Here is a 21,842-nt window from a genome sequence, read left to right as displayed (position 1 = left end):
CACCCCGGGGGCCCCACCATGCGTCTGATCCGTGATCTCTGGGCCACGTCGCCGCGAAGAACCGTGGCCGTGGCCCTGCTCATCGTGCTCGGCGCGGCCGGGCAGGCCGCGGCGTCCGCGGTCGGCGGATCCGTGCTCATTCATCGATCTTGGGCGATGTTCGGTGTGCTCGCGGCCGCCCTCGCGGCCGCCGTGCTCACCGATCTCGCCGTCGGGCTCATCATGGCCCGGCTCACCGCCGACTGGTGCGCCGACGTGCGCCGCCGCCTGTGCCGGGTCGCGTTCGGCCAGGACCTGCCGACGCTGGAGACGACGCCGGTCGGCGAGCTGCTCGACCGGATCGACAACGACGTCTACCAGGTCGGCGGCGAAATGCGCAACGCCGGCGTCCGCATCGCGCAGTCCGCCTGCTACACGGTGCTGTCCATCGGCACGGCGCTGTTCGTGTGGTGGCCGGCCGGGGTCGCGATGATCGTGATCGTCGTCGGGCTCACCATCGGCCTGCGCAAGCCCACCTCGAAGATCGCCGCCAGCCGGATGGGCGAGGAGGAGGCCTGGAGCGACCTCGCCGCCGTCATGGAGGAGAGCATCCACGGCCAGGACGACGTGCGCACCTCGCTGGCGCGCCCGTACGTGCTGCGCCTCTTCGCGCGCCGGGCCGCCGCCGTGCTCGAGCGCGGGCGCCGGGTCTGGGTGCGCTCGGCCGCCGTCACGTCCGTCGCCTCGGGCTTCGTGCGGCTCACCATCGCGCTCATCGTCCTCGGCGGCGTGTGGGCGCTCGCGACCGACCGCATCGACGTGGCCCGGCTCAGCGCGATCTGGCTGCTGGCGCTGGGCTTCGGCGGGACCGTCGAGCAGACCAGCCGGATGGTGCCCGACCTGCAGTACGCGCTCGGCGCGTGGGCCCGGGTACAACTCCTGCGTGACGCCGCACAGGAGCCCATAGGCGGCGCGATGCCCGCGGCCGGGGACCTCGAGGTGCGCGAGCTGACCTTCCGGTACTCCGAGACGGCCCGCAAACCGGCCCTGCGCGACGTGACGCTCACGTTCGCCCGGGGCCGTTCCTATGCGCTCATCGGGCGCACCGGCTCCGGCAAGTCGACGCTGGCCAAGGTCCTCACCCGGGCCGTGGACATCCCGCGCGGCTCGGTCTACCTGGGCGGCACCGACCTGCTCGAGCTCGATCTGGAGCACCTGCGCCGGTGGATCGCCGTCGTACCGCAGCGCACCGAGATCCTCGCCGGCACCCTGGCCGAGAACATCGCGCTGTTCGACCCCGGCCTGCTCGGCGCGGCCGCGCGGGCGGTGGACGAGCTCGGCCTGACCGGCTGGGTCGCCGAGCTGCCCGAGGGCCTCGACACCCGCCTCGGCGACGGTGGCCACATGCTCTCGGCCGGCCAGGAGCAGCTCGTCGCGTTCGCGCGCATCGTGGTCCGCGACCCGCAGGTGGTCATCCTCGACGAGGCGACCGCGCGGCTCGACCCGGTGACCGAGGCGCAGGTGCAGCGGGCCACCGCGCGGCTGCTGGCCGGGCGCATCGGCATCATCGTGGCCCACCGGCTCTCCTCGGTGCAGCAGTGCGACGAGGTCGTCGTGCTCGCCGACGGCGCCGTGGTCGAGGCCGGCCCGCTCGCCTCCTCGGAGCGCTTCGCCGCGCTGCTGGCGGCCTCGACCTTCGAGCGACCCGCCTCGTCCGCGGGCGCGGGCGCGGTGGTCGTCAGCAGCGCGGGGATCAAGGCCGACCCGCCGCCGCTGCCGTCGGTGCCGCGGGCGCGCACCCTGTGGAACATCTTCAGGCTGACCATGAACGACCGGCGCTTCGGGCTCGTCTCCGTGGTCGTCTTCGCGCTCATGATGCTCGTCGCGCTCGACGGCTCGGTGCTGCCGTGGCTGTGGGCGGACCTCGTCGACGGCATCGGCGACGCGCTGTGGCCGGCGCTCGGGATCACGGCGGCGCTGCTGGTGCCGATGGCGCTGCCGTACTACACCGGCAAATGGTTCCCCGAGTGGTGGGTCCGCCAGCTGCTGCGCATCAGCCTGCGCCTGGTGCACGGGCAGACCGGCGCCCGGCGGGTCAGCAAGCACACCCCGGCCGAGGTCGTCGCCCAGGGCGGCGACACCGAGCGGGTGGTCATGCTCGCCGACCACCTCATCGACCAGTGGATCTGCCTGTGGGCGATCGTCACGATGACGATCGTGGCGGGCTCGTTCGTCCCGGCCGGGTTCATGGCCGCGACGATCGTGCTCTCCGGGCTCGCCGCCGCGCTGTTCGGGCCGGCGCTGAAGCGCTCGGCGCAGCGGACGGTCGCGGCGCGGGCCGCGTTCGCCACGGCGCTCGTGTCGTCGCTGTCGGCCGCCCGCACCGTGAAGCTCGCCGGCGCCACCGTCCCGGTGCTCGAGCACCTGGCGAAGCTGGACCGCGTGCGCAGCCTCCGGGTGCGGCGGGAGATCGCCGTGCAGATCTGGGCCCGCTCGACCCCGGCCCTGGCCAGCGGGCTGCTGCCGATCGGGGCCTGGGCGCTGCTGCTGTCGGGCCGGCTCTCCGCGGGCGCGACGCTCGTGGCCGTGTCGACGCTGGGCTCGGCCCGCTGGTTCGCCTGGACGACGGCGTCGCTGGTCTCGCAGCTGCCCTCGGCGCGGGTCTGGACGCGGCGGACCGTCGAGATGGTGGGCAATGGGGAGTACGCCGCCGCCGTCCCCGGCGTCGATCTGTCCGCCGGCACCGCGCCCGCCCCGCCGACGGCCCCGCGGCATCCGCTGCGGCGGCTGGAGCTCGCCGGGTTCGCGGCCGTGCACGAGGACGGCACCGTGGCCGTGCGCGACCTTGACCTGGCCGTCGAGCGCGGCCAGCTCGTGCTCGTCGTCGGGCCCGTCGGCTCCGGCAAGTCCTCGCTGCTGCGGGCCCTGGCCGGGATCGTGCACCACACGGGGAAGCTGCGCTGGAACGGCGAGGCGGTGACCGAGCCCGAGATGTTCCTGCGGCCCAACCAGATCGGCTACGTCGCGCAGCTGCCCCGCGTCCTGTCCGGCACGATCGCGGACAACATCGCGCTGGGCCACGAGGTCGACGCGGACAGCGCCGTGTCGACCGCGCAGCTGGAGCACGACCTGGCGGCCGCGGGCTCGGGCCTGGGCCTGCTCATCGGGCACAAGGGCACCCGCCTGTCCGGCGGGCAGCTCCAGCGCCTCGCGCTGGCGCGCGCCCTGGCCCCGCGCACGGAGCTGCTCATCGCCGACGACGTGTCCTCGGCGCTGGACGTGACGACCGAGCTGGCGCTGTGGCAGGCGCTGCGCGAGCACGGCGTGACGGTCATCGGCTCCACGTCCAAGCGCGCCGCCCTGACCCAGGCCGACCGCGTCGTCGTCCTCAAGGACGGCACCGCGGCGGCCCAGGGCACCTGGCGCGAGCTCGAACCGGACTGGGGCCACCTGGCCGGCTAGAGCGTCTGGACTAGAGCGTCTGGATCAGGCCGCCGTCGATGGCGAAGTCGGCCCCGGTGACGTTGCCCGCGCGGCCGCCGGCGAGGAGGAGGACCAGGTCGGCCACCTCCTCGGGCTCGGTGAACCGGCCGGTCACCGAGTCGCCGGCGGCCTTGCGGGCCACGTCCTCGGGCGCGGCGCCGGCGGCCTTGGCCACGGTCACGGCGACGCCGTCGGCGCCGAGCCACAGCCCGGTGCTCACCGGCCCCGGGCTGACCGTGTTCACCCGGATGCCGTGCGCCGCGACCTCCTTCGACAGCGCCTTGGAGAAGCTCGCCAGGGCCGCCTTGGCCGCGCTGTAGTCGATCACGAGCGGGTCGGGGAGGCGGGCGTTGACCGAGTTGACGGTCACGATCGCCCCGCCTCCGCGCGCGATCAGGTGCGGCAGCGCGGCCCGGGTGGTGCGCACTGCGGCCAGGAAGTTGATCGTCAGCGTGGCGAGCCAGTCGTCGTCGGTGACGGAGGCGAACCCACCCGGGCGCGGCCGCACCGCGCCCACGTTGTTGACCAGGATGTCGAGGCCCCCGTGCGCGGCCAGCGCCGCCTCGACGAGCCGCGCAGGGCCGTCCGGCGTGCTCAGGTCCACCGCGACCGGCGTGACCGCCTCCCGCGCGGCGAGGTCGGACAGCTCCGTGGTGACGCCGCGCGCCCCGGCCACGACCGCGGCCCCCTCGGCGGCCAGGGCGCGGGCGATGGCGAGCCCGATGCCCTTGCTCGCCCCGGTGACGACCGCGGTCCGGCCCTTCAGCTGCAGGTCCATCGCGCCTACAGGCCGTGCTGGCGCAGCCAGCCGAGGGCGACGTCGGCGACCTCGCGCCAGCCGTGGTCGATGGTCAGCGAGTGCGCCCGGTCCGGGAACTCGTGGATGTCGGTGACCGCCTCCGAGTGCCGGTACTGCTTGAGCGTCGCCCGGGTGACCGCCTCCGGCACCGTGTGGTCGCGGCCGCCCATCATGAGCAGCAGCGGCCCGCGCCGGTCGTTGCCGACGGCGACCTTGGCCGGCGAGTGCGGGTCGAAGTTGGCCGCGGCCGCCTCGAACAGCGGCTTGCCGGGCGCCGGGATCGCCCACCGCTCGAAGAGCTCGTCGGACTCCTGCTCGCTGATGGCGTTGCCGAAGGCGTAGCGGAACTGCTCGGCGGTGAGGGAGACGGCCCGGTGCCGGTTGGCCGGGTTCTTGAACACGGGGAAGGTGACCCGCAGCGACGACAGGGGCAGGGGCAGGACACCCTTGATCTGCGCGGCGTCGATGGCCACCGCGGCCGCGGCGAGGTCCTGGCCGAGCAGCTTCTGGGCGATCATGCCGCCGAACGAGTGCCCGACGAGGATCGGCTTCGCGTCCAGCCCGTCGATGATCTTCGCGTAGTGGGCGACGACGTCGTCGATGCCGTGGTCGGCGATCGCCTCCGGCTCGGCGCGGGCGCCTTCGACGGTGTCGGGTTCGCCCGGCCAGCCGGGGGCCGCGGTCCGGTAGCCCGCGTCGGTGAACAGCTCGGTCCAGGGAGCCCACGAGGTGGCGTGCAGCCAGAGGCCGTGGATGAAGAGCACCGGCGTCTCGGTAGTCATGCGCGGACCGTACGGCGCGGGGGTCCGGCTTCGCTTGCGTCACATGACGGTCATCGCGGCGCGCGGCTGGGCTCGCGACGTGATGCCGAGCTTCGGCAAGACGCAGCCCGGCCCGGGCCCGGTCGCCCCAGGGGATCGTGCCCGGCGCGTCGAGCGGTCTCGGTGAGCAGCGCCGACGTCCTGATGCCGGCCTCTCCCCGAACGACGACTGCGGAACCTTCGTCCCGGGCGCGCTCGACACCGCAGCACTGCAGCAACCGCCGGCCCGCCGCCGCGCTCTCCGCTCTCCGCTCTCCGCTCTCCGCTCTCCGCTCTCCGCTCTCCGCTCTCCGCTCTCCGCTCTCCGCTCTGCGCTCCGCGTCTGGGCAGGCACGGTCAGACGGTGACGAGGCCCGACTCATAGGCGAACACGACCAGCTGCGCCCGGTCGCGCGCCCGCAGCTTCGTCATCGCCCGGCTCACGTGCGTCTTGGCCGTGGCCAGGCTGATCACCATCCGCTGGGCGATCTCATCGTTGGACAGTCCCCGGGCGGCGAGCGCGACCACCTCACGCTCCCGGTTCGTGAGCGTGCTCACCGCCCCGTGCAACGGCCCCCGCGGCGGCCGAGCCACGTACTCACCGATCAACCGCCGCGTGATCGCCGGCGACAGCAGCGCGTCCCCCCGGGCCGCGACCCGCACCCCGTGGAGCAGGTCGGCCGGCTCGGTGTCCTTGACCATGAACCCGGCGGCCCCGGCCCGCAGCGCCGCGTAGACGTATTCGTCCAGCCCATAGTTCGTCAGCATCACCACGTGCACCCCCGCGAGGGCGGGGTCGCCCGCGATCCGCCGGGTAGCCTCGATCCCGTCGACCCCGGGCATCTGAATGTCGACGAGTGCCACGTCGGGCAGATGCTGCGAGGCCAGCGCGACCGCCTGCTCCCCGTCCACCCCTTCGGCCACGACCTCGATGTCGTCCTCGGCCGCGAGCAGCGCCCGGAACCCGGCCCGGATGAGCGCCTGATCGTCCACGAGCAGCACCCGGATCATGAAGCCACCGCCGCCGCGCCGCCCCGGACGACGTCCCCGCGCCTCATGCCGCACCGCCTGATTCCATCGCGCGGCGGTTGCGGAAGTTCCGCTCGACGGCCGTTTCGCGGCTCACGTCCGGACCGTCCGGGGCTCGTCGCGCGGCGCGGTGGCGGTCAGCGTGACGTCGGACGCCGAAGCCATGTCGCGGACCGTGACGTCCGGCGCCGGATCGGGCCGGCCCGGATCGTCCTGCGCCGGTGGAGCCGAGGTCGCGGGGACGGGTGGCGCTGCGACGGGCGATGGGGCGGGTGGGGTGGTCAGCGGGAGACGGGCCTCGACGGTGAAGCCGCCCGCCGGGCGTGGGCCCGTGCGCAGTGAGCCGCCCAGGGCCGTCACCCGCTCGCGCATCCCCGTCAGGCCCACGCCCGGTGCCGGAGCCGTGGTCGTGCCGCGGCCGTCGTCGTCGACGCGGATGGTCAGCGTGGTCGCGGCGAACTCCACGCACACCGTCGCCTCCGCCGTGCCCGCGTGCCGAGCGGCGTTGGTCAGGGCCTCCTGGACGATGCGGTAGGCGGTCTCGTCCACGGCCGGCGGCACGTCGCGGTGCGGCCCGGTCGTGTGCACGGTCACCGGCAGGCCGGACCGTCGCGCGCCCTCGGCCAGACGCTCCAGGTGCGCCAGGCCGTTGTCGCTGCCGTTGCCGTTGCCGTTGCCGTCCGTGGCGAGCGGGTCCGGGGCGGTGCGCAGGACCTCCAGGGTGTTGCGCAGCTCGCGCATGGCGTCGGTGCTCGCGTGCTGGATGGCGAGCAGGGCCTCCGGCACCGGCTCGTCGTGCTTGCGGGCCAGGTGCACGGCCACGCCGGCCTGGATCTTGATGATGGAGATGCTGTGCGTCAGGGAGTCGTGCAGCTCGCGGGCGATGCGCAGGCGCTCCTCCACGGCTCGGCGCCGGGCCGTCTCCTCCCTGGTGCGCTCGGCCTCCTCGGCCCGGCGTTCGACCTGCTCCAGGTAGGCGCGGTGCTGCCGGGTCACCTCGGCCATCACGCTCGAGGCGACCATCCAGCCGATGATGAGGAACCAGCGCTGGAACACCTCCGCCGGGCGGGCGCCGGAGCCGATGGCGTCGCCGACGATGCCGACCACGAGGATCCCGGCGATCGTGGCGCGGGCGGTCTTGCCGTGGCCGCGGTGCACCGTCGTGTAGAGCGCGACGAGCACCGGCAGCGCCGGCCCCACGCCCGGATAGCCGAGCACCAGGTAGGCGAGCAGGCTCGCGGCCGCGACCGCCAGCACGGACCGCGGACAGCGCCGCCGGGCGACCAGTGCGAGCCCGGCCACGATGAGCAGCAGCACGCCCGTCGCGTCGAGGTCGGTGCGGCCGGCCGGAGACGTGACGGCCCCGCCGACGGCCAGCACCGCCGCCCCGGTGGCCAACGCCAGATCGCGCCAGACGTGTCGCATGGGCCTGACGTTAGGCGGTCGCAGGCGGATGCGCGTCGGCCCAGGGTGGTATCCGAGCTGTCATCTCAGGGTGGTACAAGATCTAGACCGTGGTCTGACGACTTGATCTCCGGTCCGCGGCAGCATCTGCGGCCATGAACGCACGAACGGTCCACATGGCGCTGCGGGGGACCAGCGCCGCGCTCGCAGTCCTCGCCGCGGTTCAGGTGCTGCTGGCCGGAAGCTTTCTCAGCGGGCACTACGCGGTGCTGCGCTGGCACATGCTCGGCGGCTTCTCGATGGTGGTCGTCGCGCTGCTGCAGGCGGTCCTGGTGTTCCTGCCCGGGCGCCGCGAACGGCCGTCGTCACTGCCGCGCGAAGGCGTCATGATCCCGCTGCTGCTGGCGACGCAGGGCATCCTGGGGGTGTATCGCATCCTCGAGCTGCACGTGCCGATCGGCGTGCTCATGGCGATCGGCACCGTCCACGGGGCGACGTGGGCGTGGAAGACGCCGCTGCCGAGCGCCCGCGAGCAGGCCGGGGCGGTGCCGGCATGAGAAGGCGCGCGCTGCTCGGGGCCGGTGCCGCCGCGCTCGGGGCCGCCGGGCTCGGATGGTCGCTGCTCACGCCGAAACGGCCGGGGAAGCTCCTGCGCAGCCGGGCCGAGCTGCCGAAGCCGTTCGAGGCGCGGCTCACCATCCCGCCCGTGCACACCGGCGGCGAGATCGTGCAGCGGGAGGCCGATCTGCACATCCTGCCGGGGCTGACGACGCGCGCGTGGACGTACGACGGAAGCTTCCCGGGGCCGACGGTCATCACGCGCTCGGGGCGGCCCGCGGCCCTCACGCACCGCAACCGGCTGCCCGAGCCCGTGGTGGTGCACCTGCACGGCGGGCACACGCCGGCCGGCAGCGACGGCTACCCGATCGACGAGATCATGCCCGAGCGCGGCGCGGCGAGCACCACCACGCACCACGACATGGCCGCGATGCGCGGGGACGTGACCGTGGGCAGCCGGACGTACCGCTATCCGATGACCCAGCGCGCGGCGACCCTCTGGTATCACGACCATCGCATGGGCTTCACCGGCCCGGCGCTCTACCGCGGGCTGGCCGGATTCCACCTCGTGCGCGACGACGAGGAGGACGCGCTGGCGCTGCCCCGCGGGGAACGGGAGCTGCCGCTGATGCTCACCGACCGCGCGTTCGAGGCCGACGGCTCGTTGCGCTACCCGACCGGCGACCCGGCCTTCATGAACGGCGTGCTCGGCGACGTCGTGCTCGTCAACGGGCTGCCGTGGCCGGTGCACGAGGTCGACCCGGCCCGCTACCGGCTGCGGCTGCTCAACGCGTCCAACGCGCGGCGGTACCGTCTCGAGCTCGACCCGCAGCCGCCGGGCGGAGCCGCGTTCACGCAGATCGGCAGCGACGGCGGGCTGCTGCGACGGCCGATCGGGCACGACTCGCTGCGGATCGCGCCCGCCGAGCGGTTCGACGTGGTCGTCGACTTCGGTCGCTACAAACCCGGCACGCGCGTGCGGCTCGTCGACCGCGACGGCGGGAACGTGATGCGGTTCGACGTGACAGGTTCCCGCCGCGATGACGATGCAGCGGTGGGGCCACTGCTCAGCCGAACCGCCGAACCCCTCCCGCCCCCGGCCCGCACGCGCACGTTCGCCTTCAACCAGGGACCCGACGGCACCTGGCGGATCAACGACCTGGAGTACCGGCCCGGCCGCGCGGTGGCCCGGCCGCGGCTCGGGGAGGTGGAGCACTGGCGGTTCGTGTCCGACTTCCATCACCCGGTTCACCTGCACCTCAACCACTTCCAGGTGGTCTCGCGCAACGCGGGCGAGCTCGGGGCGTACGACCACGGGTGGAAGGACACCGTGGACCTGCGGGCCTCGGAGGCGGTCGAGGTCGCCGTGCGGTTCACCGACTACACCGGCACGTTCATGCTGCACTGCCACAACCTGGAGCACGAGGACATGGCGATGATGGCGGACTTCGTGGTCGAGGCCTGACAGCCCGCCCACGGCGGCGAGGCACGCAACGCGGAGCGCGCGGGCGCCGGCCCCGGAATTGGGTCCCCGGCTTGGGTCTTTGGGCCCAGGGATCCGGCCGTACGGTGTGCGGGCCCTCGCCATCGTTCGTGCACGTCGCAAGCAGTTAGGAGAATCCTCGTGCCAAACGTCAGGGGCCTCATCGCCGCCGCCGGGGCCGCGGCCGCCGCCCTCCTCGTCGTCACCGCCGCCATGGTGACGTCCGCCGATGCCGCCACGGCGGTGACCGTGCAGGCGGAGGCGTTCAGCGCGCAGTCCGGGGCGCAGGTGGAGAACACCGTCGACACCGGTGGTGGACAGGCCGTCGGCTACCTCGCCGACGGTGACTGGCTGCGCTACGACGGCGTCGACCTCGGCGCCGCCGGGGCGCTGAGCATCGCCGCTCGCGTCGCCTCCGCCGGCACCGGCGGGACGGGCGCCATCGAGCTGCGGACCGGCTCGCTCACCGGGCCGGTGCTGGCCACCGTCACCGTCGCGCCGACCGGCGGCTGGCAGGCCTGGACCACGCTCACCGCCACGGCCGCGAGCCACCCGGCCGGGGCGCAGACCGTGTTCGCGGTCATGCGCAACGCGACCGGCGGCCGCGACTTCGTCAACATCAACTGGTTCTCGTTCACGAACGGGGCCTCCGCCACCCCGAGTGCGAGCGCGAGCACGAGCGCGGGGTGGGTCAACGTGGACCCGGCGCGGTGGAACGCGCAGCTCGCCGAGTTCAACGCGATGGCCATGGACCCGGCGCCGGCGAACGCCGTGCGAGTGTCGGAGTTCAACGCGTCGTGCACGTACAGCCACTCGATCAAGGACGACCCGATCGTCTTCCCGGGGCTGCCGGGCGCGTCGCACATGCACAGCTTCCTGGGCAACCACAGCACCAACGCGTTCTCGACGGGCGACACCCTGCTCGCCAACGCCGGCACGAGCTGCGCGCCGGCGCCGGATCTGTCGGCGTACTGGGTGCCGACGCTCTACGAGCACGGCGTCGCGGTCGAGCCGAAGGGCGTCGTCGTGTACTACGGCTCGCGCCTGACCAGCCCGGCGGCGACGGTGCCGTTCCCGCAGGGCTTCCGGATGATCGCCGGGGACGCGAAGCTGCAGCAGGCGACGCCGGCTGGCTCGGTCAACCAGTTCTACTGCGCCGGGCCGGGCGGGGAGATCGGGCGGAGCGCGGACGGCAACTGGCCCTTGTGCGCGCCCGGCGCCACGCTGATGTTCCAGCTCGTCTTCCCGGACTGCTGGGACGGCGTGCACCTGGACAGCCCGGACCACAAGGCGCACGTGGCGTACGCGTACACGGGCACGTGCGGCGGGGCGTACCCGGTCGCGATCCCGTCGCTGTCGTTCGTGCTCGCGTACCCGGCGAGCGGCACGGCGGACGGGTTCACGCTCTCGTCGGGCATGGCGTCCTCGTTCCACGGCGACGCGTTCCTCGCCTGGGACAACGCGGCGCAGGGGCACCGGGTGAAGAACTGCATCGTCCAGAAGGCGAAGTGCAACACGGCCGGCACGTTCTGACGGGCCGCCCCCGGCATCGACGACATCAGCGCAGCTCGATGCGGTTGATGTCGGGGGCATCCCCGTCGTCGTTGTAGAAGCGGATCCAGGTGCCGCCGGCGGGCAGGTACACGGGGAGGGAGGTGCGGGCGGGAAGGCGATAGTCACCGGCGCCGGCGAGCTTCAGGGTGTGCACGGGTCCGTCGGCCACGGCCACCTTGAGGGTGCGCAGGGACTCGGTCTCGTAGACGATGACCAGGGTCCGCTCGCCGGCGGCGGGGACCTCGGGAATGCGGACGGCGAGGGTGTTGGGGCCGCCGATGTAGCCGACGCGGCGGCCGCCGTCGCACGTGGGGCACTCGATGACGCGGGCGCCCTTGCGCAGGTTGGCCGCGTCGGCGGCATGCACGGAGACGGGCGCGAAGGCCGGCGACCCCGCGGCGGAGACCGACGCCGGAGCAGGGGACGGCGGCGGAGGGGACGGCGGCGGAGGGGACGGCGGCGGAGGGGAGAACGGGGACGGGGCAGCGGTAGGAGGGGCAGGAGGGGAAGGCAGCACCAGCGGGGGCACGACCACGACCACGGCCGCCACCGCCAGGGCGAGTGACGTCCAGCCCCAGCGGTTCATGAGCGGCCGGTCCAGCGCAGCAGGGCCTCGGTGCGGTTGGTCACGCGGAGCTTGGCGTACGCGCGGTGCAGGTGGTTCTTCACCGTCTTCTCGGTCAGCAGCAGCCGGTGCGCGATGGCCGCGTTCGACAACCCCTCCGCCAGCAGGTCGAGGACATCCTGCTCGCGGCGGGTCAGGCCGTAGCGCGGCCGGGGGCGGGCGGCCGGCCGGGAGCGCATCGAGGCCGTCGCGACCGCCGCCGCGGCCGGGGACAGCCAGCCGTAGCCGGCGGCCACGGCGACCACGGCGCGATGCAGCTCGCCGGGCGTGAAGGCGCCGTGGATGAGGTACCCCCGGGCGCCCCCGTGCAGCATCTGCGCGATGAGGGCCGGGTCCGGGTCGCTGGTCAGCACGAGGATCGAGGTCAGCCGGGCCAGGTCGGGCAGCACCGACAGCCCGTCGGCGACCGGCATGCGGTGGTCCAGCAGCGTCACGGCGGGGCCGGTGCGGCGCGCCTCGGCCAGGGCCTCGACCCCGTCGGCGGCCTCCCCGGCCACGACCACGTCCGGGGCGCCCTCGAGGTAGCCGCGCAGCGCCGCCCGGACGATCGGGTTGTCGTCGACGATGAGCACGCTGATCATGCCGGGACGGCGGCTTCCACGCAGGTGCCGCCGCCGGGGCTCGACCGGACCCGCAGGGCGCCCCCGGAGAGCCGGGCGCGCTCGGACATGCCCAGGATGCCGTAGCGGTTGCCGGTGCGCAGCTCCGCGAGGCTCGGCGGCACCGGGAAGCCGCGCCCGTTGTCGGTCACGGTGAGCACCAGGCGACCATCCAGCGGGGCGAGCCGGACCGTCACCGCGGTCGCGGCGGCGTGGGCCGCGGTGTTGCGCAGCGCCTCCTGCAGGATGCGCAGCAGCTCGTAGCGGACCGGCAGGGGCGGATCGGCCGCGGCCAGGTCGAGGCGGACCGCGATGCCGGTCGAGCGCTGCCAGGCCGCGCACCGGTCGGCCACGACCGTGGCGAAGTCCCGGGTCGGCTCGTCGCAGCGCAGGCCGTCGAGCAGGTCGCGGGCCTCCCGGGCGGCGGCCGCGGCGCCCTCGGAGACGGTGCCCGCGAGGCGCTCGGCGAGGCCGGGGTGGCGGCGCAGGCTCTGCGGGAGGGCGAGGGCGGCGAACGAGACGCCGCGGAGGGTCTTGGCCACCGAGTCGTGCAGCTCGCGGGCGAGCCGGGCGCGCTCGTCGGCGGCCGCGGCGCGCTGGGCCGAGGCGACCACCCGGACCGAGAGCTCCACGTGGCGGCGCAGGGCCGTGGTGGCCACCGCGGCGCCCGTGGCGGCCAGGACGCACGCGATCGGGTAGGCGAGCACGAACTCGGCGTGCGCGGGGCTGCCGGCCAGCACGTGCGCGGCGACGGCGTACCCGAGCGCGGCGTGTCCCGCGGCGAGCCAGAGGGCCCGCATCCCCGCCACGACCCCGGCGAGGGCGGAGGCGCCCGCGGCGGCGCAGAAGTACGCGATGCCCGGGTCGGCCGCGAGCACCACCAGGGTGAGCAGGGTGTCGGCGGCCAGCAGCGGCACCGGGTGGCGCACCACGTAGGGGTTGCGGGCCAGCACGACGAGCCCGGCGACGCTCACCAGCAGGAACACCGCTGCGGCCAGCAGCAGCGGGCGGGGGTCGGGCACGAGGCGCAGCCCGGTCCCCGCCGCGGTGAGCGTGGCGGCGCCCCGGCCGAGCAGCACGGCTCGACCGAGGGCGGCGGGAGCCACCGCCCGATCGACGGTCATGCACGAAATGTACCGGGTTTCGCGACTGTTGAAATGACCCGGCATCTGGCCGCCACGGATGGTAGCGATCACACTCAGCCGCGTGCCCGCCCTGCCGATAGTGGCCTCGTGCGGGAAAAGCGGTGGCTGTGGTGGCTCCTCGCCGGATCGGCGACGGTCGGCGGCTACTTCGCGCTGCCCACCGCCTCCGTCGCGCAGGCGTGCGTCTACAGCGGCATCGGCACCGTCGCCGCCCTGGTGATGCTGGCCGGGGCCCGCCGCACCGACCGCGTGCGGCGGGCCGCCTGGCTGCTGAGCGCCGCCGGCACCGCCCTGTGGTCCATCGGCGACTGGATCTACGCCTACTTCGAGCACGTCGCGCACGAGGAGCCGTTCCCGTCCCCGGCCGACGTGTTCTACCTCTGCGCCTACCCGTTCCTGTTCGGCGGCCTGTTCCTGCTCGGCCGCCGCCGCACGCGGGGGCCGAGCTGGACGGCGATGGTCGACGCGCTCGTCTTCGCCACCGGCACCGGCCTGGTGCTGTGGACGTTCGTCATGCAGCCCATCGCCAACGACGCCACCTCGCCCGTGACGACCCGGGTCATCGCGCTGGCCTACCCGGCCGCGGACGTGCTGCTGCTCGCGCTCGTGGCCCGGCTCGTGGTCGGTAGCGCCCGGCGCGACACCAGCACGCGGCTGCTCGTGGCGGCGCTGGGGCTGCTGCTGGCCGCCGACATCGCGTTCTCGATCGTCAACTCCTACACCGCCTACGTGGGCGGCGTGTTCGACGCCGGCTGGATGCTGTCCTACGTCTTCTGGGCCGCGGCCGCCCTGCACCCCTCGGTGCGCGGGGCCGACGTCGCCGCTCGCGACGCCGGCGAGGTGCCCGACGGCCGGGCGCGGCTGGCCGTGATGGCGGCCTCGTCCCTGCTGGCGCCGGCGGTGCTGGTGGTGCAGGGCTTTCGCGACCCGCGGCACATCGATTGGCTCGCGGTCGGCATCTGCGCCGCCGTGCTGTTCCTGCTGTCCGTGCTGCGCATGGCCGGCCTCGTCAACCAGGTGCGCACCCTCGCCATGCGCGACGAGCTCACCGGCCTGGCCAACCGCCGGGCGCTGGAGGCGCGCATCCGCGCCGAGCTCGGCACCGGCGCGCGCTCGCACGTGGCCCTCATCGACCTGGACGACTTCAAGGCCGTCAACGACCGCCTCGGCCACACCGTCGGCGACCGGCTGCTCGGGGCGGTGGCCGAGCGCCTCACCGGCCTCGTGCGCCCCGGTGACACCGTGGCCCGCCTCGGCGGCGACGAGTTCGCCGTGCACCTGCCCCGCACCTCGGCCGGGGTCGCGGACCGGATCGTGGCCGGGATCGTCGCCTCGCTGCACCAGCCGCTGACCGCCGGGCCGCACCGGCTGCTCATGCGGGCCAGCATCGGGGTCGCCGACGACGAGGACACCGCCGACCCGTTCGAGCCGCTGCGCCGGGCCGACGTCGCCATGTACGCGGCCAAGGTCACCGGCGGGCGCCACCTGCGCTACGACCCGCTGCTGGACGAGGGCGCCACCGAGCACGCGCAGCTGGGCGCCGAGCTGCGCACCGCGCTCGACGAGGGGCAGTTCTTCCTGGTGTACCAGCCGATCGTGGCCCTGCCCGAGGGGCGCGTGGCCGCGGTGGAGGCCCTGGTGCGCTGGCGGCACCCGCGGCGCGGCCTGGTCAACCCGGTCGTCTTCGTCCCGGTCGCCGAGCACAACGGCCTGATCGTCGAGCTGGGCGGCTGGATCCTGCGTACCGCGCTCGAGCGCATGCACGCCTGGCGGCGCGAGCTGGGCGCGGCGGCCCCCGGATACGTGTCGGTGAACGTCTCGGCCCGGCAGCTGTCGGAGCCCGGTTTTCCCGCCTTCGTGGCCTCGGTACTGCACGACACCGCCCTGCCCGCCTCCTGCCTCACCGTCGAGGTCACCGAGACCGCCGTCTTCGACAGCTCGACGGCCCTGGACGCGCTGCGGGCGATCAAGGCCCTCGGCGTCCGCATCGCCCTGGACGACTTCGGCACCGGCCACTCCTCGCTCGGCCTGCTGCGCACCGCCCCGGTCGACGTGCTCAAGGTCGACAAGTCCTTCGTCGACGACCTCGCCGGTGGCGGGCACTCGGTGATCGCCACGGCGCTCGTCGACGTGTCGGCGCACCTGGGCCTGACCGCGATCGCCGAGGGCGTGGAGTCGGCCGACCAGGCCGAGGCGCTGTTCCGGATGGGCTACCGCTACGCCCAGGGCTACCTCTTCGGCCGGCCCGAGGAGTCCCCGGACTTCACGCGGGCGGCGCAGCTCAGCTCCGCCCGATGAATCCGTCCCGGTCCTCGTCCGCGATGCCGTGTTCCCAGGCCCAGGCGGCGATCTCGACCCGGTTGCGCAGCCCGAGCTTGGCCTGGATCGCCGAGACGTGGCTCTTCACGGTGCTCAGCGAGATGAAGAGCGCCGCCCCGAGTTCCTGTTTGGTCCGCCCGCGCGCGATGAGCCGCACGACCTCGGTCTCCCGCTGCGACAGCCTCGACGCCGCCAGCGCCGCCCGGGCCGGGCGTTTCAGGTGCCGCAGCAGCCGTACGGTGATCGAGGGCGACACCAGCGCATCCCCCGCGTGCGCGGCCCGCACCGCCTCGACCAGCAGCGCCGGCCCGGCGTCCTTGAGGATGAACCCGACCGCCCCGCCGTGCAGCGCGCCGTACACATACTCGTCCAGGTCGAACGTGGTGACCACGATGACGCGCAGCGGCTCGGCCACGGCCGGCCCCGCGAGCGCCCGGGTCACCTCGAGCCCGTCGAGCCGGGGCATCCGGATGTCGACGAGGCACACGTCGGGCCGCAGCCGCCGGGCGGCGGCGATCGCCTCGACCCCGTCGGCCGCCTCGGCCACGACCTCGATGTCGTCCTGGTCCTCGAGGATGAGCCGCAGCCCGCCCCGCACCATGGCCTGATCGTCGGCGATGAGCACCCGAATCGTCACCGCCGCACCCCGCCTGATCCCGGCCCGCTCACCGCGGCCGTCCCGCGCCGTCAGGCCGCGCCCCGCGTCGTCCCGGCACGCTCACCGCGGTCGTCCCGCGCCGTCATGCCGCACCCCGCGTCGTCCCGGCTCGCTCACCGGGATCGTCCCGCCGGTATCGGCGTCGGTGCGAGCCGCGGCAGTTGCGCCGTCACCGCCCAGCCGTGCGGGGAGCGCGGGCCGGCCTCGAACGAACCGCCCAGCGCCTCGACGCGCTCCCGCATCCCGATCAGCCCGAACCCGCCCGCGCGCGGCCCGCGCCCGGTCCGGGCCGGGGGCGGCGCGTCGTCGGTCACCGACACCGTCACGCCGGCCGGGGACTGCACCACGCTCACGTCGACGGTCGCGGCCTGGGCCGCGTGCCGGGCCACGTTGGTGAGGGACTCCTGCACGATGCGGTACACGGTGCTTGTGAGCTCCGGCGGCCAGGCGGAGGCGGTGTCGGGGAGGCGGAGCCGTACCGAACGGGTGTCGCCGTCCTCGAAGCGCCGCACGAGGGCCTCCAGCCGCTCCGGCTCCCCGCTGGCGGGCGCCGCGTCCCCGGCGTCGCGCAGCAGCGACACGATCCGCCGCATCGCCGCCAGGGCCTCCGAGCCGGCCTGCTCGATCCCGGCGATCGAGCCCTCCAGGCGCTGCGGGTGCCGGCCCGCCACGACCCGCGCGGCCTGGGCCTGCACGACGATCCCGGTGACGTGATGGGCGACGACGTCGTGCAGTTCGCGGGCGAGGGCGAGGCGCTCCTCCCGCCGTACGGCTTCCGCCAGTTCCTGTCGCCGGCGCCCCGCCAGCCGCAGCCAGAGCCCGCCGCCCACGCCCGCGACCCAGACGAGCACGTCGGCGACGGCGACCACGGTGGCCCCGCCGGACGAGGCGCGCGCGGAGAGCAGGGGACCGGCGGCCAGCACGAGCAGCGCCCCGCCCGCGGCCCCGGCGGCGGCCCGCGGCTCGAACCGGCGCACCGCGGCGCCGGCCAGCACGGCGAGCCCGAGCGCCAGGCCGGGCTGCGGCTCGACCGGCAGCCCCGCGACCCGGGCCGCGACCACGGCCGCGACCGCCACGGCGAGCCCGGCGCCCGCGGACGCGACCGGTGCCCGGCGGCGCAGCAGCGCGGCGACGATGACGGCCGCCCCGGCGATCAGCCCCGGCACCCAGGAGGCCCCGCCCCAGCTGGCCGCGAGCGCCAGTGCGGCGGCGGCGAGCAGCATGCCCCCGCCCGCCACGAGCGCTGCGTCCACCAAGCGATTCCAGGCCGTCACGCGCTCCAGGCTACGAACGACCGACGGTTTGCGTACCGGTCAAAAGTACGGTTGGGCCGCGCTGACTCCGGTGTATACCGGGGGCCCTCACGCTGCGGTCCCACCCCCAGCGGCCAAGTGCTCGGCGTGCACGACCGGGACGACACGCTGCCGGTCGCCCGGGCGTACCGCCGCGGCGCGGTCTTCCTCACGGCGAGCGTGGACAGCCCGGGCCCGCGCGAGTGCAGCGCGAGGTCCTTGCCGCGGAAGCAGCGCTTCGACCGGCTCGGGCCGCAGCTCACGCTCGTCGACCTGACCGGCGACGCGCAGGGCCGGGCCCCTCGCGGGCGTGGCGCGCACGCGCGGCCTGCCGGTGGCGCACCTGCCCGTCTTCGACCCGGCGGTGCGCGCGTGCTGGGGCCGCCGGCTCGTGCTCGTGCGCCCCGACCAGCACGTGGCCTGGCGCGCCGACACGGTGCCGGAGGACTGCAACGCGATCCTGGACCACGTCTGCGGCCGGCGGGAGTGCCCGTAAGCCCGGCACTATCCCCGATATCCGTCTTTTCCGGACATGTGAGTTTTTGTCCGGTACGGTCACGTCGGCGGTGGGGTCCCACCGCCGGGGTCGTACGGACGGGGGATGCTGCGTGTTCAGGTGGTTCAGACGGCGTTCGGGGCGGCGCGGGTCGCCGTGGCCGAACATCGCGCTCGGCCTGCTGGTGCTCGGCGCGTTCACGGTGGCCACCGCGGCGCCGCCGCCGGAGCGGGGGACCGCCGCCTCGCGGCTCGCCAGCGTCTCCACCCAGCCGGTGGTGGCGACGGTCAGCCCGGCCACGGGCACGGCCGCCGGCGGTACGACGGTCACGATCACCGGCACCGGGTTCACCGGCGCGACGGCCGTGACCTTCAACGGCTCGGACGCCACGTCGTTCACCGTCGACAGCCCGACCCAGATCACCGCCGTGACGCCCGCGGGCCCGGCCGGCCCCGCGACCGTGCAGGTCGCCGTCGGCTCGTGTGTCTCGTCGGTCAGCGACGGCACCTTCACCTACACGCCGGTCATCCCGCCCGTCGTGACCCCGCCGGTCGTGCCGCCCGTCGTGCCGCCCGTCGTGCCGCCCGTTGTGACCCCGCCGATCGTGATCCCGCCCCTGCCCCTGGCTCCGGTCGCGTCGTCGGTGACGCCGGGGAGCGGGCCCGCGGCGGGCGGCACCGCCGTGACGATCACCGGGACCTACCTGACCGGCGCGAGCGGCGTGACGTTCGACGGCGCCGCGGCCACGATCACGGCCAACAGCGCCACGTCGATCACCGCGACCACGCCCGCCCACGCGGCCGGCGCCGTCGACGTGGCGGTCTCGACGCCCTTCGGCACGTCCACCGTGACCGGCGGCTTCACCTACACGGCACCCGGCCCGACGATCACGTCGTTCATGCCGGACTGGGACAACGTCGCGGGCGGTGCCACCATCACCGTCACGGGCACCAACTTGACCGGCACCACCGCGGTGACCTTCGGTGGCGTCCCGGGCACCCACCTCACCGTGCTCGACTCCACCACGGTCGCCGTGACGGCGCCGGCGCACTCGATCGGGTTCGTGGACCTGGCCCTGACGACCTCGCAGGGCACGGTCACGGCGGCGAACCAGTTCGGGTACGACGATCTCGCGGGGCCCGACAACGCGGGCAACGCCAAGAAGGCCGACAGGGCTGACAAGGCCGGCAAGGCTGGTAAGCAGGCCGCTCGGGCCGGCAAGGCGCCCGCCCTGAAGAAGGTCTTCTTCTTCCCGCCGCCGATCCCGGCCTGCCCGGCCCCGCCCGACGCGCCGAGCCCGGTCACGGCCACCGCCGGCACGTCCTCGATCACCGTGACCTGGACGGCGGCCACGCCGCACGTCGCGCCGGTCACCGGGTACACCGTCACCGCCTCGCCCGGCCCGGCGACCTGCACCACCCTGGTCACCGACCCGAACCCGCTCAGCTGCGTGCTGGGCGCGACGGCGGGGCAGCAGTACACGGTGTCGGTCGTGGCCGACTCGGCCCAGGGCGCCTCGCAGCCGGCGACGAGTGAGCCGGTCATCCCGTCCGCACCGGTCCCGCCGACCGCGCCGCCGGACACCCCGCTGACCCTGACCACGGACAAGGGCGCCATCAGCACCGCCGCGCCGGGTCAGGACATCGTGGTGATCGGCACCGGGTTCGCCGCCCACTCGACGGCGACGATCACGCTGTACTCCACGCCGCTGACCCTCGGCACCGTCGTCGCCGACGGCAACGGCGACTTCAGCAAGCCGGTCACCGTGCCGGCCTCCCTCGGCTCCGGCGTGCACACGCTGGTCGCCCAGGGCGTCGCGCCGTCGGGCAACCCGCGCGCGATGAAGCTGACCGTCACCGTGGCGCCCCGGGCGGCCGCGTCGAGCGGCGGCCTGGCCGTCACCGGCGCGCCCGCGGGCCCGATGGCCCTGGCCGGCCTGGCCATGCTGCTGACCGGCGCCGTGCTCGTCCGCCCGCGCGTGCGGTTCGGCCGCGCGGTGCGGTAGTCCGCGCGCCGCGCGAGCATGCCCGTCGCGCCCCGGAGCGAGGTTCGCCTCAGCTCCGGGGCGCCCGGGTCGATCGGGCAGATGTGCAGCGCGCGGAGCCGTTCGTCGACGCCCGGCCGATGCGCTCGCCCGACGGGCACCCCGGCGCCATCTGCACCGCGTTCGACGTCACCGCGCTGCGCGACCGGGAGGCGGAGCCGGCCGCCCTCGCCGGCGTCGTCGCGCACGACCTGAAGAACCCGCCGGCATCATCGGCTTCACCGAGATGGCCGCCGACCTGCTGGCCGGCTCGGACGCGGCCGACCGGGCGGCGGCGAGCGCCGCGAGCTACGCGGGCCGGGCCCGGGGCAACGCCCGGCACATGGACCAGCTCATCGACGACCTGCTCGCCTTCGCCACCGCGCGCGACGCGCCGCTGCGCCCGGAGTGGGCCGGCCTCGCCGCGATGGTCGAGCACATCGTCACGGTGCGCACGGGCCATCTGCCGGAGCCGGACCGGCCCGCCATCGCGACCGGGGACCTGCGCGCGGTGTGGGCGGACCCCGGCATGCTGCGGCAGGTGCTCGACAATCTCGTCGGCAACGCGGTGAAGGGCATCGCGCCGAGGTCAGCGTCGCCGCCGGGCGCCGCGGCGGGACGGCCCGCATCACGGTCGCCGACCGCGGCATCGGCATCCCGGCCGACCAGCGCCGCCAGGTGCTCTCCTCGTTCCATCGCGCCCACACCGGCCAGGGCTACGCCGGGATTGGGCTGGGCCTGGCGATCGTCCAGCGCGTGGTGGACCGGCACGGCGGGACGATCGGGATCGGGAGAACCCCGGCGGCACCGTCGTGACGATCAGCCTGCCGCAACCGGACTGAGCACCGGCCGGCCGCCCGCGACCCGGGACCGGCCGAGCACCCGCCAGCCGGCGAAGCCCATCGCGGCGAGCATCGGCAGGGTGCCCACGGCGGGCAGGATCGGGGTGTCGTACGGCATGAAGAGCATCCCCGCGTAGCCCACGACCACGGCGGGCACCGCCCACCAGCCCACCACCCCGGCCCCGGCCAGCCCGATGAACGTCACCAGCAGCGCGAGGGACACCAGCGGCCCCGGGTTGAAGGCGAGCTGCTCCGCCGGGTGGGCGAGCACCTTGTCGGAGACGAGCACCGCCTGCTCGATCGGCAGGTTGCGCCCGATCTCCATGTGGAACCAGTCCGACAGCAGCGCGCCGGACATCTGCAGCAGTCCGAGCGCGCCCGCCAGCGCCCCGGCGACCGTGAGCACCGCGCCGCGGCGCCCGCGCACCAGCAGCGGCACGGCGAGCAGGCCGGCGCCCATCAGCAGGTTGCCGTAGTGCAGCAGCAGCGCCGACAGCTGGGTGGTGAACGGGTCGGCGGCGAGCGAGCGCAGGTAGGAGGCCTTCGTCTCGTCCACCTCGGGCGGGGACGTGGCGAGGCCGGCGAAGAAGCAGGCGGCGCCCGCGAGCAGGGCGGCACCGGCGGCGATCAGCATGACCCGGCGAGCGGGAGAGGTTTCGTTCGTCATGCCCAGCAACGCTAGGGAGATTCGGCGCCGTGCTCTGCCCGCGCGCGTCTCGACTCCTGTCCGCCCCGCGGCGGACGCGGAGCCGTC

At 74.8% G+C, this 21,842-nt stretch carries 18 protein-coding genes; 8 read left to right on the top strand and 10 right to left on the bottom strand.

The annotated features are described in order from the left end of the window. Positions 1–18: 18 nt before the first annotated feature. Positions 19–3,441, top strand: coding sequence for an ATP-binding cassette domain-containing protein (locus ACQP2P_RS33280; RefSeq protein WP_433607617.1), 3,423 nt, complete (start codon positions 19–21; stop codon positions 3,439–3,441). 10 nt (positions 3,442–3,451) lie between these two features. Here the strand turns inward: ACQP2P_RS33280 and ACQP2P_RS33275 are convergent, their stop codons facing one another. From ACQP2P_RS33275 to ACQP2P_RS33260, 4 genes are all read right to left on the bottom strand, one after another. Then, positions 3,452–4,240: an oxidoreductase gene (locus tag ACQP2P_RS33275; protein WP_433607615.1), complete on the bottom strand. Its 789-nt coding sequence runs from the start codon at positions 4,238–4,240 to the stop codon at positions 3,452–3,454. Between the two features lie 5 nt (positions 4,241–4,245). Beyond that, entirely contained in the window at positions 4,246–5,043 is a 798-nt protein-coding gene (locus ACQP2P_RS33270) for an alpha/beta hydrolase (RefSeq protein ID WP_433607613.1), read from the bottom strand. A gap of 375 nt (positions 5,044–5,418) precedes the next feature. Further along, entirely contained in the window at positions 5,419–6,072 is a 654-nt protein-coding gene (locus ACQP2P_RS33265) for a response regulator (protein ID WP_433607611.1), read from the bottom strand. Between the two features lie 111 nt (positions 6,073–6,183). After that, on the bottom strand, positions 6,184–7,515 hold the full coding sequence (locus ACQP2P_RS33260) for a sensor histidine kinase (RefSeq protein WP_433607609.1): 1,332 nt from the start codon (positions 7,513–7,515) through the stop codon (positions 6,184–6,186). A 134-nt stretch (positions 7,516–7,649) separates the two neighbouring features. Here ACQP2P_RS33260 and ACQP2P_RS33255 point away from each other — a divergent pair, with 134 nt between their 5' ends. From ACQP2P_RS33255 to ACQP2P_RS33245, 3 genes are all read left to right on the top strand, one after another. Next, positions 7,650–8,051, top strand: a complete 402-nt coding sequence (locus ACQP2P_RS33255) for a hypothetical protein (RefSeq protein WP_433607607.1) — start codon at positions 7,650–7,652, stop codon at positions 8,049–8,051. After that, positions 8,048–9,517, top strand: coding sequence for a multicopper oxidase family protein (locus ACQP2P_RS33250; protein ID WP_433607605.1), 1,470 nt, complete (start codon positions 8,048–8,050; stop codon positions 9,515–9,517). Before ACQP2P_RS33255 ends, ACQP2P_RS33250 begins: the two co-directional genes overlap by 4 nt. Before the next feature lie 159 nt (positions 9,518–9,676). Beyond that, complete coding sequence (locus tag ACQP2P_RS33245; protein WP_433607603.1) at positions 9,677–11,068, top strand: DUF1996 domain-containing protein; 1,392 nt, start codon at positions 9,677–9,679, stop codon at positions 11,066–11,068. A 25-nt stretch (positions 11,069–11,093) separates the two neighbouring features. Here the strand turns inward: ACQP2P_RS33245 and ACQP2P_RS33240 are convergent, their stop codons facing one another. The 3 genes from ACQP2P_RS33240 to ACQP2P_RS33230 all read right to left on the bottom strand — a co-directional run bounded on the left by ACQP2P_RS33240 (position 11,094) and on the right by ACQP2P_RS33230 (position 13,437). Beyond that, positions 11,094–11,456, bottom strand: coding sequence for a hypothetical protein (locus ACQP2P_RS33240; RefSeq protein WP_433607601.1), 363 nt, complete (start codon positions 11,454–11,456; stop codon positions 11,094–11,096). A gap of 215 nt (positions 11,457–11,671) precedes the next feature. Beyond that, entirely contained in the window at positions 11,672–12,295 is a 624-nt protein-coding gene (locus ACQP2P_RS33235; RefSeq protein WP_433607599.1) for a LuxR C-terminal-related transcriptional regulator, read from the bottom strand. Then, positions 12,292–13,437 carry a sensor histidine kinase gene (locus tag ACQP2P_RS33230; protein WP_433607597.1) on the bottom strand — a complete coding sequence of 382 codons (1,146 nt, stop codon included), beginning with the start codon at positions 13,435–13,437 and terminating at the stop codon, positions 12,292–12,294. The genes ACQP2P_RS33235 and ACQP2P_RS33230 overlap by 4 nt, the downstream gene beginning before the upstream one ends. A 108-nt stretch (positions 13,438–13,545) precedes the next feature. On the opposite strand from ACQP2P_RS33230, the gene ACQP2P_RS33225 reads away from it, so the two are divergent. Continuing rightward, a complete protein-coding gene (locus ACQP2P_RS33225) occupies positions 13,546–15,756 on the top strand; it encodes a putative bifunctional diguanylate cyclase/phosphodiesterase (RefSeq protein ID WP_433607595.1) in 2,211 nt (736 codons plus the stop codon). Here the strand turns inward: ACQP2P_RS33225 and ACQP2P_RS33220 are convergent. Then, positions 15,740–16,414, bottom strand: coding sequence for a response regulator transcription factor (locus ACQP2P_RS33220; protein ID WP_433607593.1), 675 nt, complete (start codon positions 16,412–16,414; stop codon positions 15,740–15,742). The genes ACQP2P_RS33225 and ACQP2P_RS33220 overlap by 17 nt on opposite strands. A 134-nt stretch (positions 16,415–16,548) precedes the next feature. Then, on the bottom strand, positions 16,549–17,709 hold the full coding sequence (locus ACQP2P_RS33215) for a sensor histidine kinase (protein WP_433607591.1): 1,161 nt from the start codon (positions 17,707–17,709) through the stop codon (positions 16,549–16,551). Between the two features lie 328 nt (positions 17,710–18,037). Here ACQP2P_RS33215 and ACQP2P_RS33210 point away from each other — a divergent pair, with 328 nt between their 5' ends. The 3 genes from ACQP2P_RS33210 (at position 18,038) to ACQP2P_RS33200 (ending at position 21,062) form a co-directional block, all read left to right on the top strand. After that, complete coding sequence (locus ACQP2P_RS33210; RefSeq protein WP_433607589.1) at positions 18,038–18,223, top strand: hypothetical protein; 186 nt, start codon at positions 18,038–18,040, stop codon at positions 18,221–18,223. A gap of 112 nt (positions 18,224–18,335) precedes the next feature. Next, on the top strand, positions 18,336–20,228 hold the full coding sequence (locus tag ACQP2P_RS33205) for an IPT/TIG domain-containing protein (RefSeq protein ID WP_433607587.1): 1,893 nt from the start codon (positions 18,336–18,338) through the stop codon (positions 20,226–20,228). Positions 20,229–20,654: 426 nt separating this feature from the next. Continuing rightward, a complete protein-coding gene (locus tag ACQP2P_RS33200; protein ID WP_433607585.1) occupies positions 20,655–21,062 on the top strand; it encodes a sensor histidine kinase in 408 nt (135 codons plus the stop codon). Between the two features lie 3 nt (positions 21,063–21,065). On the opposite strand, the gene ACQP2P_RS33195 is transcribed toward ACQP2P_RS33200, so the two are convergent. After that, positions 21,066–21,755 carry a hypothetical protein gene (locus ACQP2P_RS33195; RefSeq protein WP_433607583.1) on the bottom strand — a complete coding sequence of 230 codons (690 nt, stop codon included), beginning with the start codon at positions 21,753–21,755 and terminating at the stop codon, positions 21,066–21,068. Positions 21,756–21,842: the final 87 nt, after the last annotated feature.

It is taken from the genome of Dactylosporangium sp. CA-139114, from assembly GCF_050955725.1.
Classification (GTDB): Bacteria; Actinomycetota; Actinomycetes; order Mycobacteriales; family Micromonosporaceae; genus Dactylosporangium.
This window is presented reverse-complemented; position numbering and strand designations above follow the sequence as displayed.

Excerpts from the sequence above, each read along its gene's own strand:
- ACQP2P_RS33230 (WP_433607597.1), bottom strand. The coding sequence starts at position 13,437 with ATGACCGTCGATCGGGCGGTGGCTCCCGCCGCCCTCGGTCGAGCCGTG.
- ACQP2P_RS33260 (WP_433607609.1), bottom strand. The coding sequence starts at position 7,515 with ATGCGACACGTCTGGCGCGATCTGGCGTTGGCCACCGGGGCGGCGGTG.
- ACQP2P_RS33270 (WP_433607613.1), bottom strand. The coding sequence starts at position 5,043 with ATGACTACCGAGACGCCGGTGCTCTTCATCCACGGCCTCTGGCTGCAC.
- ACQP2P_RS33265 (WP_433607611.1), bottom strand. The coding sequence starts at position 6,072 with ATGATCCGGGTGCTGCTCGTGGACGATCAGGCGCTCATCCGGGCCGGG.
- ACQP2P_RS33255 (WP_433607607.1), top strand. The coding sequence starts at position 7,650 with ATGAACGCACGAACGGTCCACATGGCGCTGCGGGGGACCAGCGCCGCG.
- ACQP2P_RS33280 (WP_433607617.1), top strand. The coding sequence starts at position 19 with ATGCGTCTGATCCGTGATCTCTGGGCCACGTCGCCGCGAAGAACCGTG.
- ACQP2P_RS33250 (WP_433607605.1), top strand. The coding sequence starts at position 8,048 with ATGAGAAGGCGCGCGCTGCTCGGGGCCGGTGCCGCCGCGCTCGGGGCC.
- ACQP2P_RS33235 (WP_433607599.1), bottom strand. The coding sequence starts at position 12,295 with ATGATCAGCGTGCTCATCGTCGACGACAACCCGATCGTCCGGGCGGCG.
- ACQP2P_RS33195 (WP_433607583.1), bottom strand. The coding sequence starts at position 21,755 with ATGACGAACGAAACCTCTCCCGCTCGCCGGGTCATGCTGATCGCCGCC.
- ACQP2P_RS33275 (WP_433607615.1), bottom strand. The coding sequence starts at position 4,240 with ATGGACCTGCAGCTGAAGGGCCGGACCGCGGTCGTCACCGGGGCGAGC.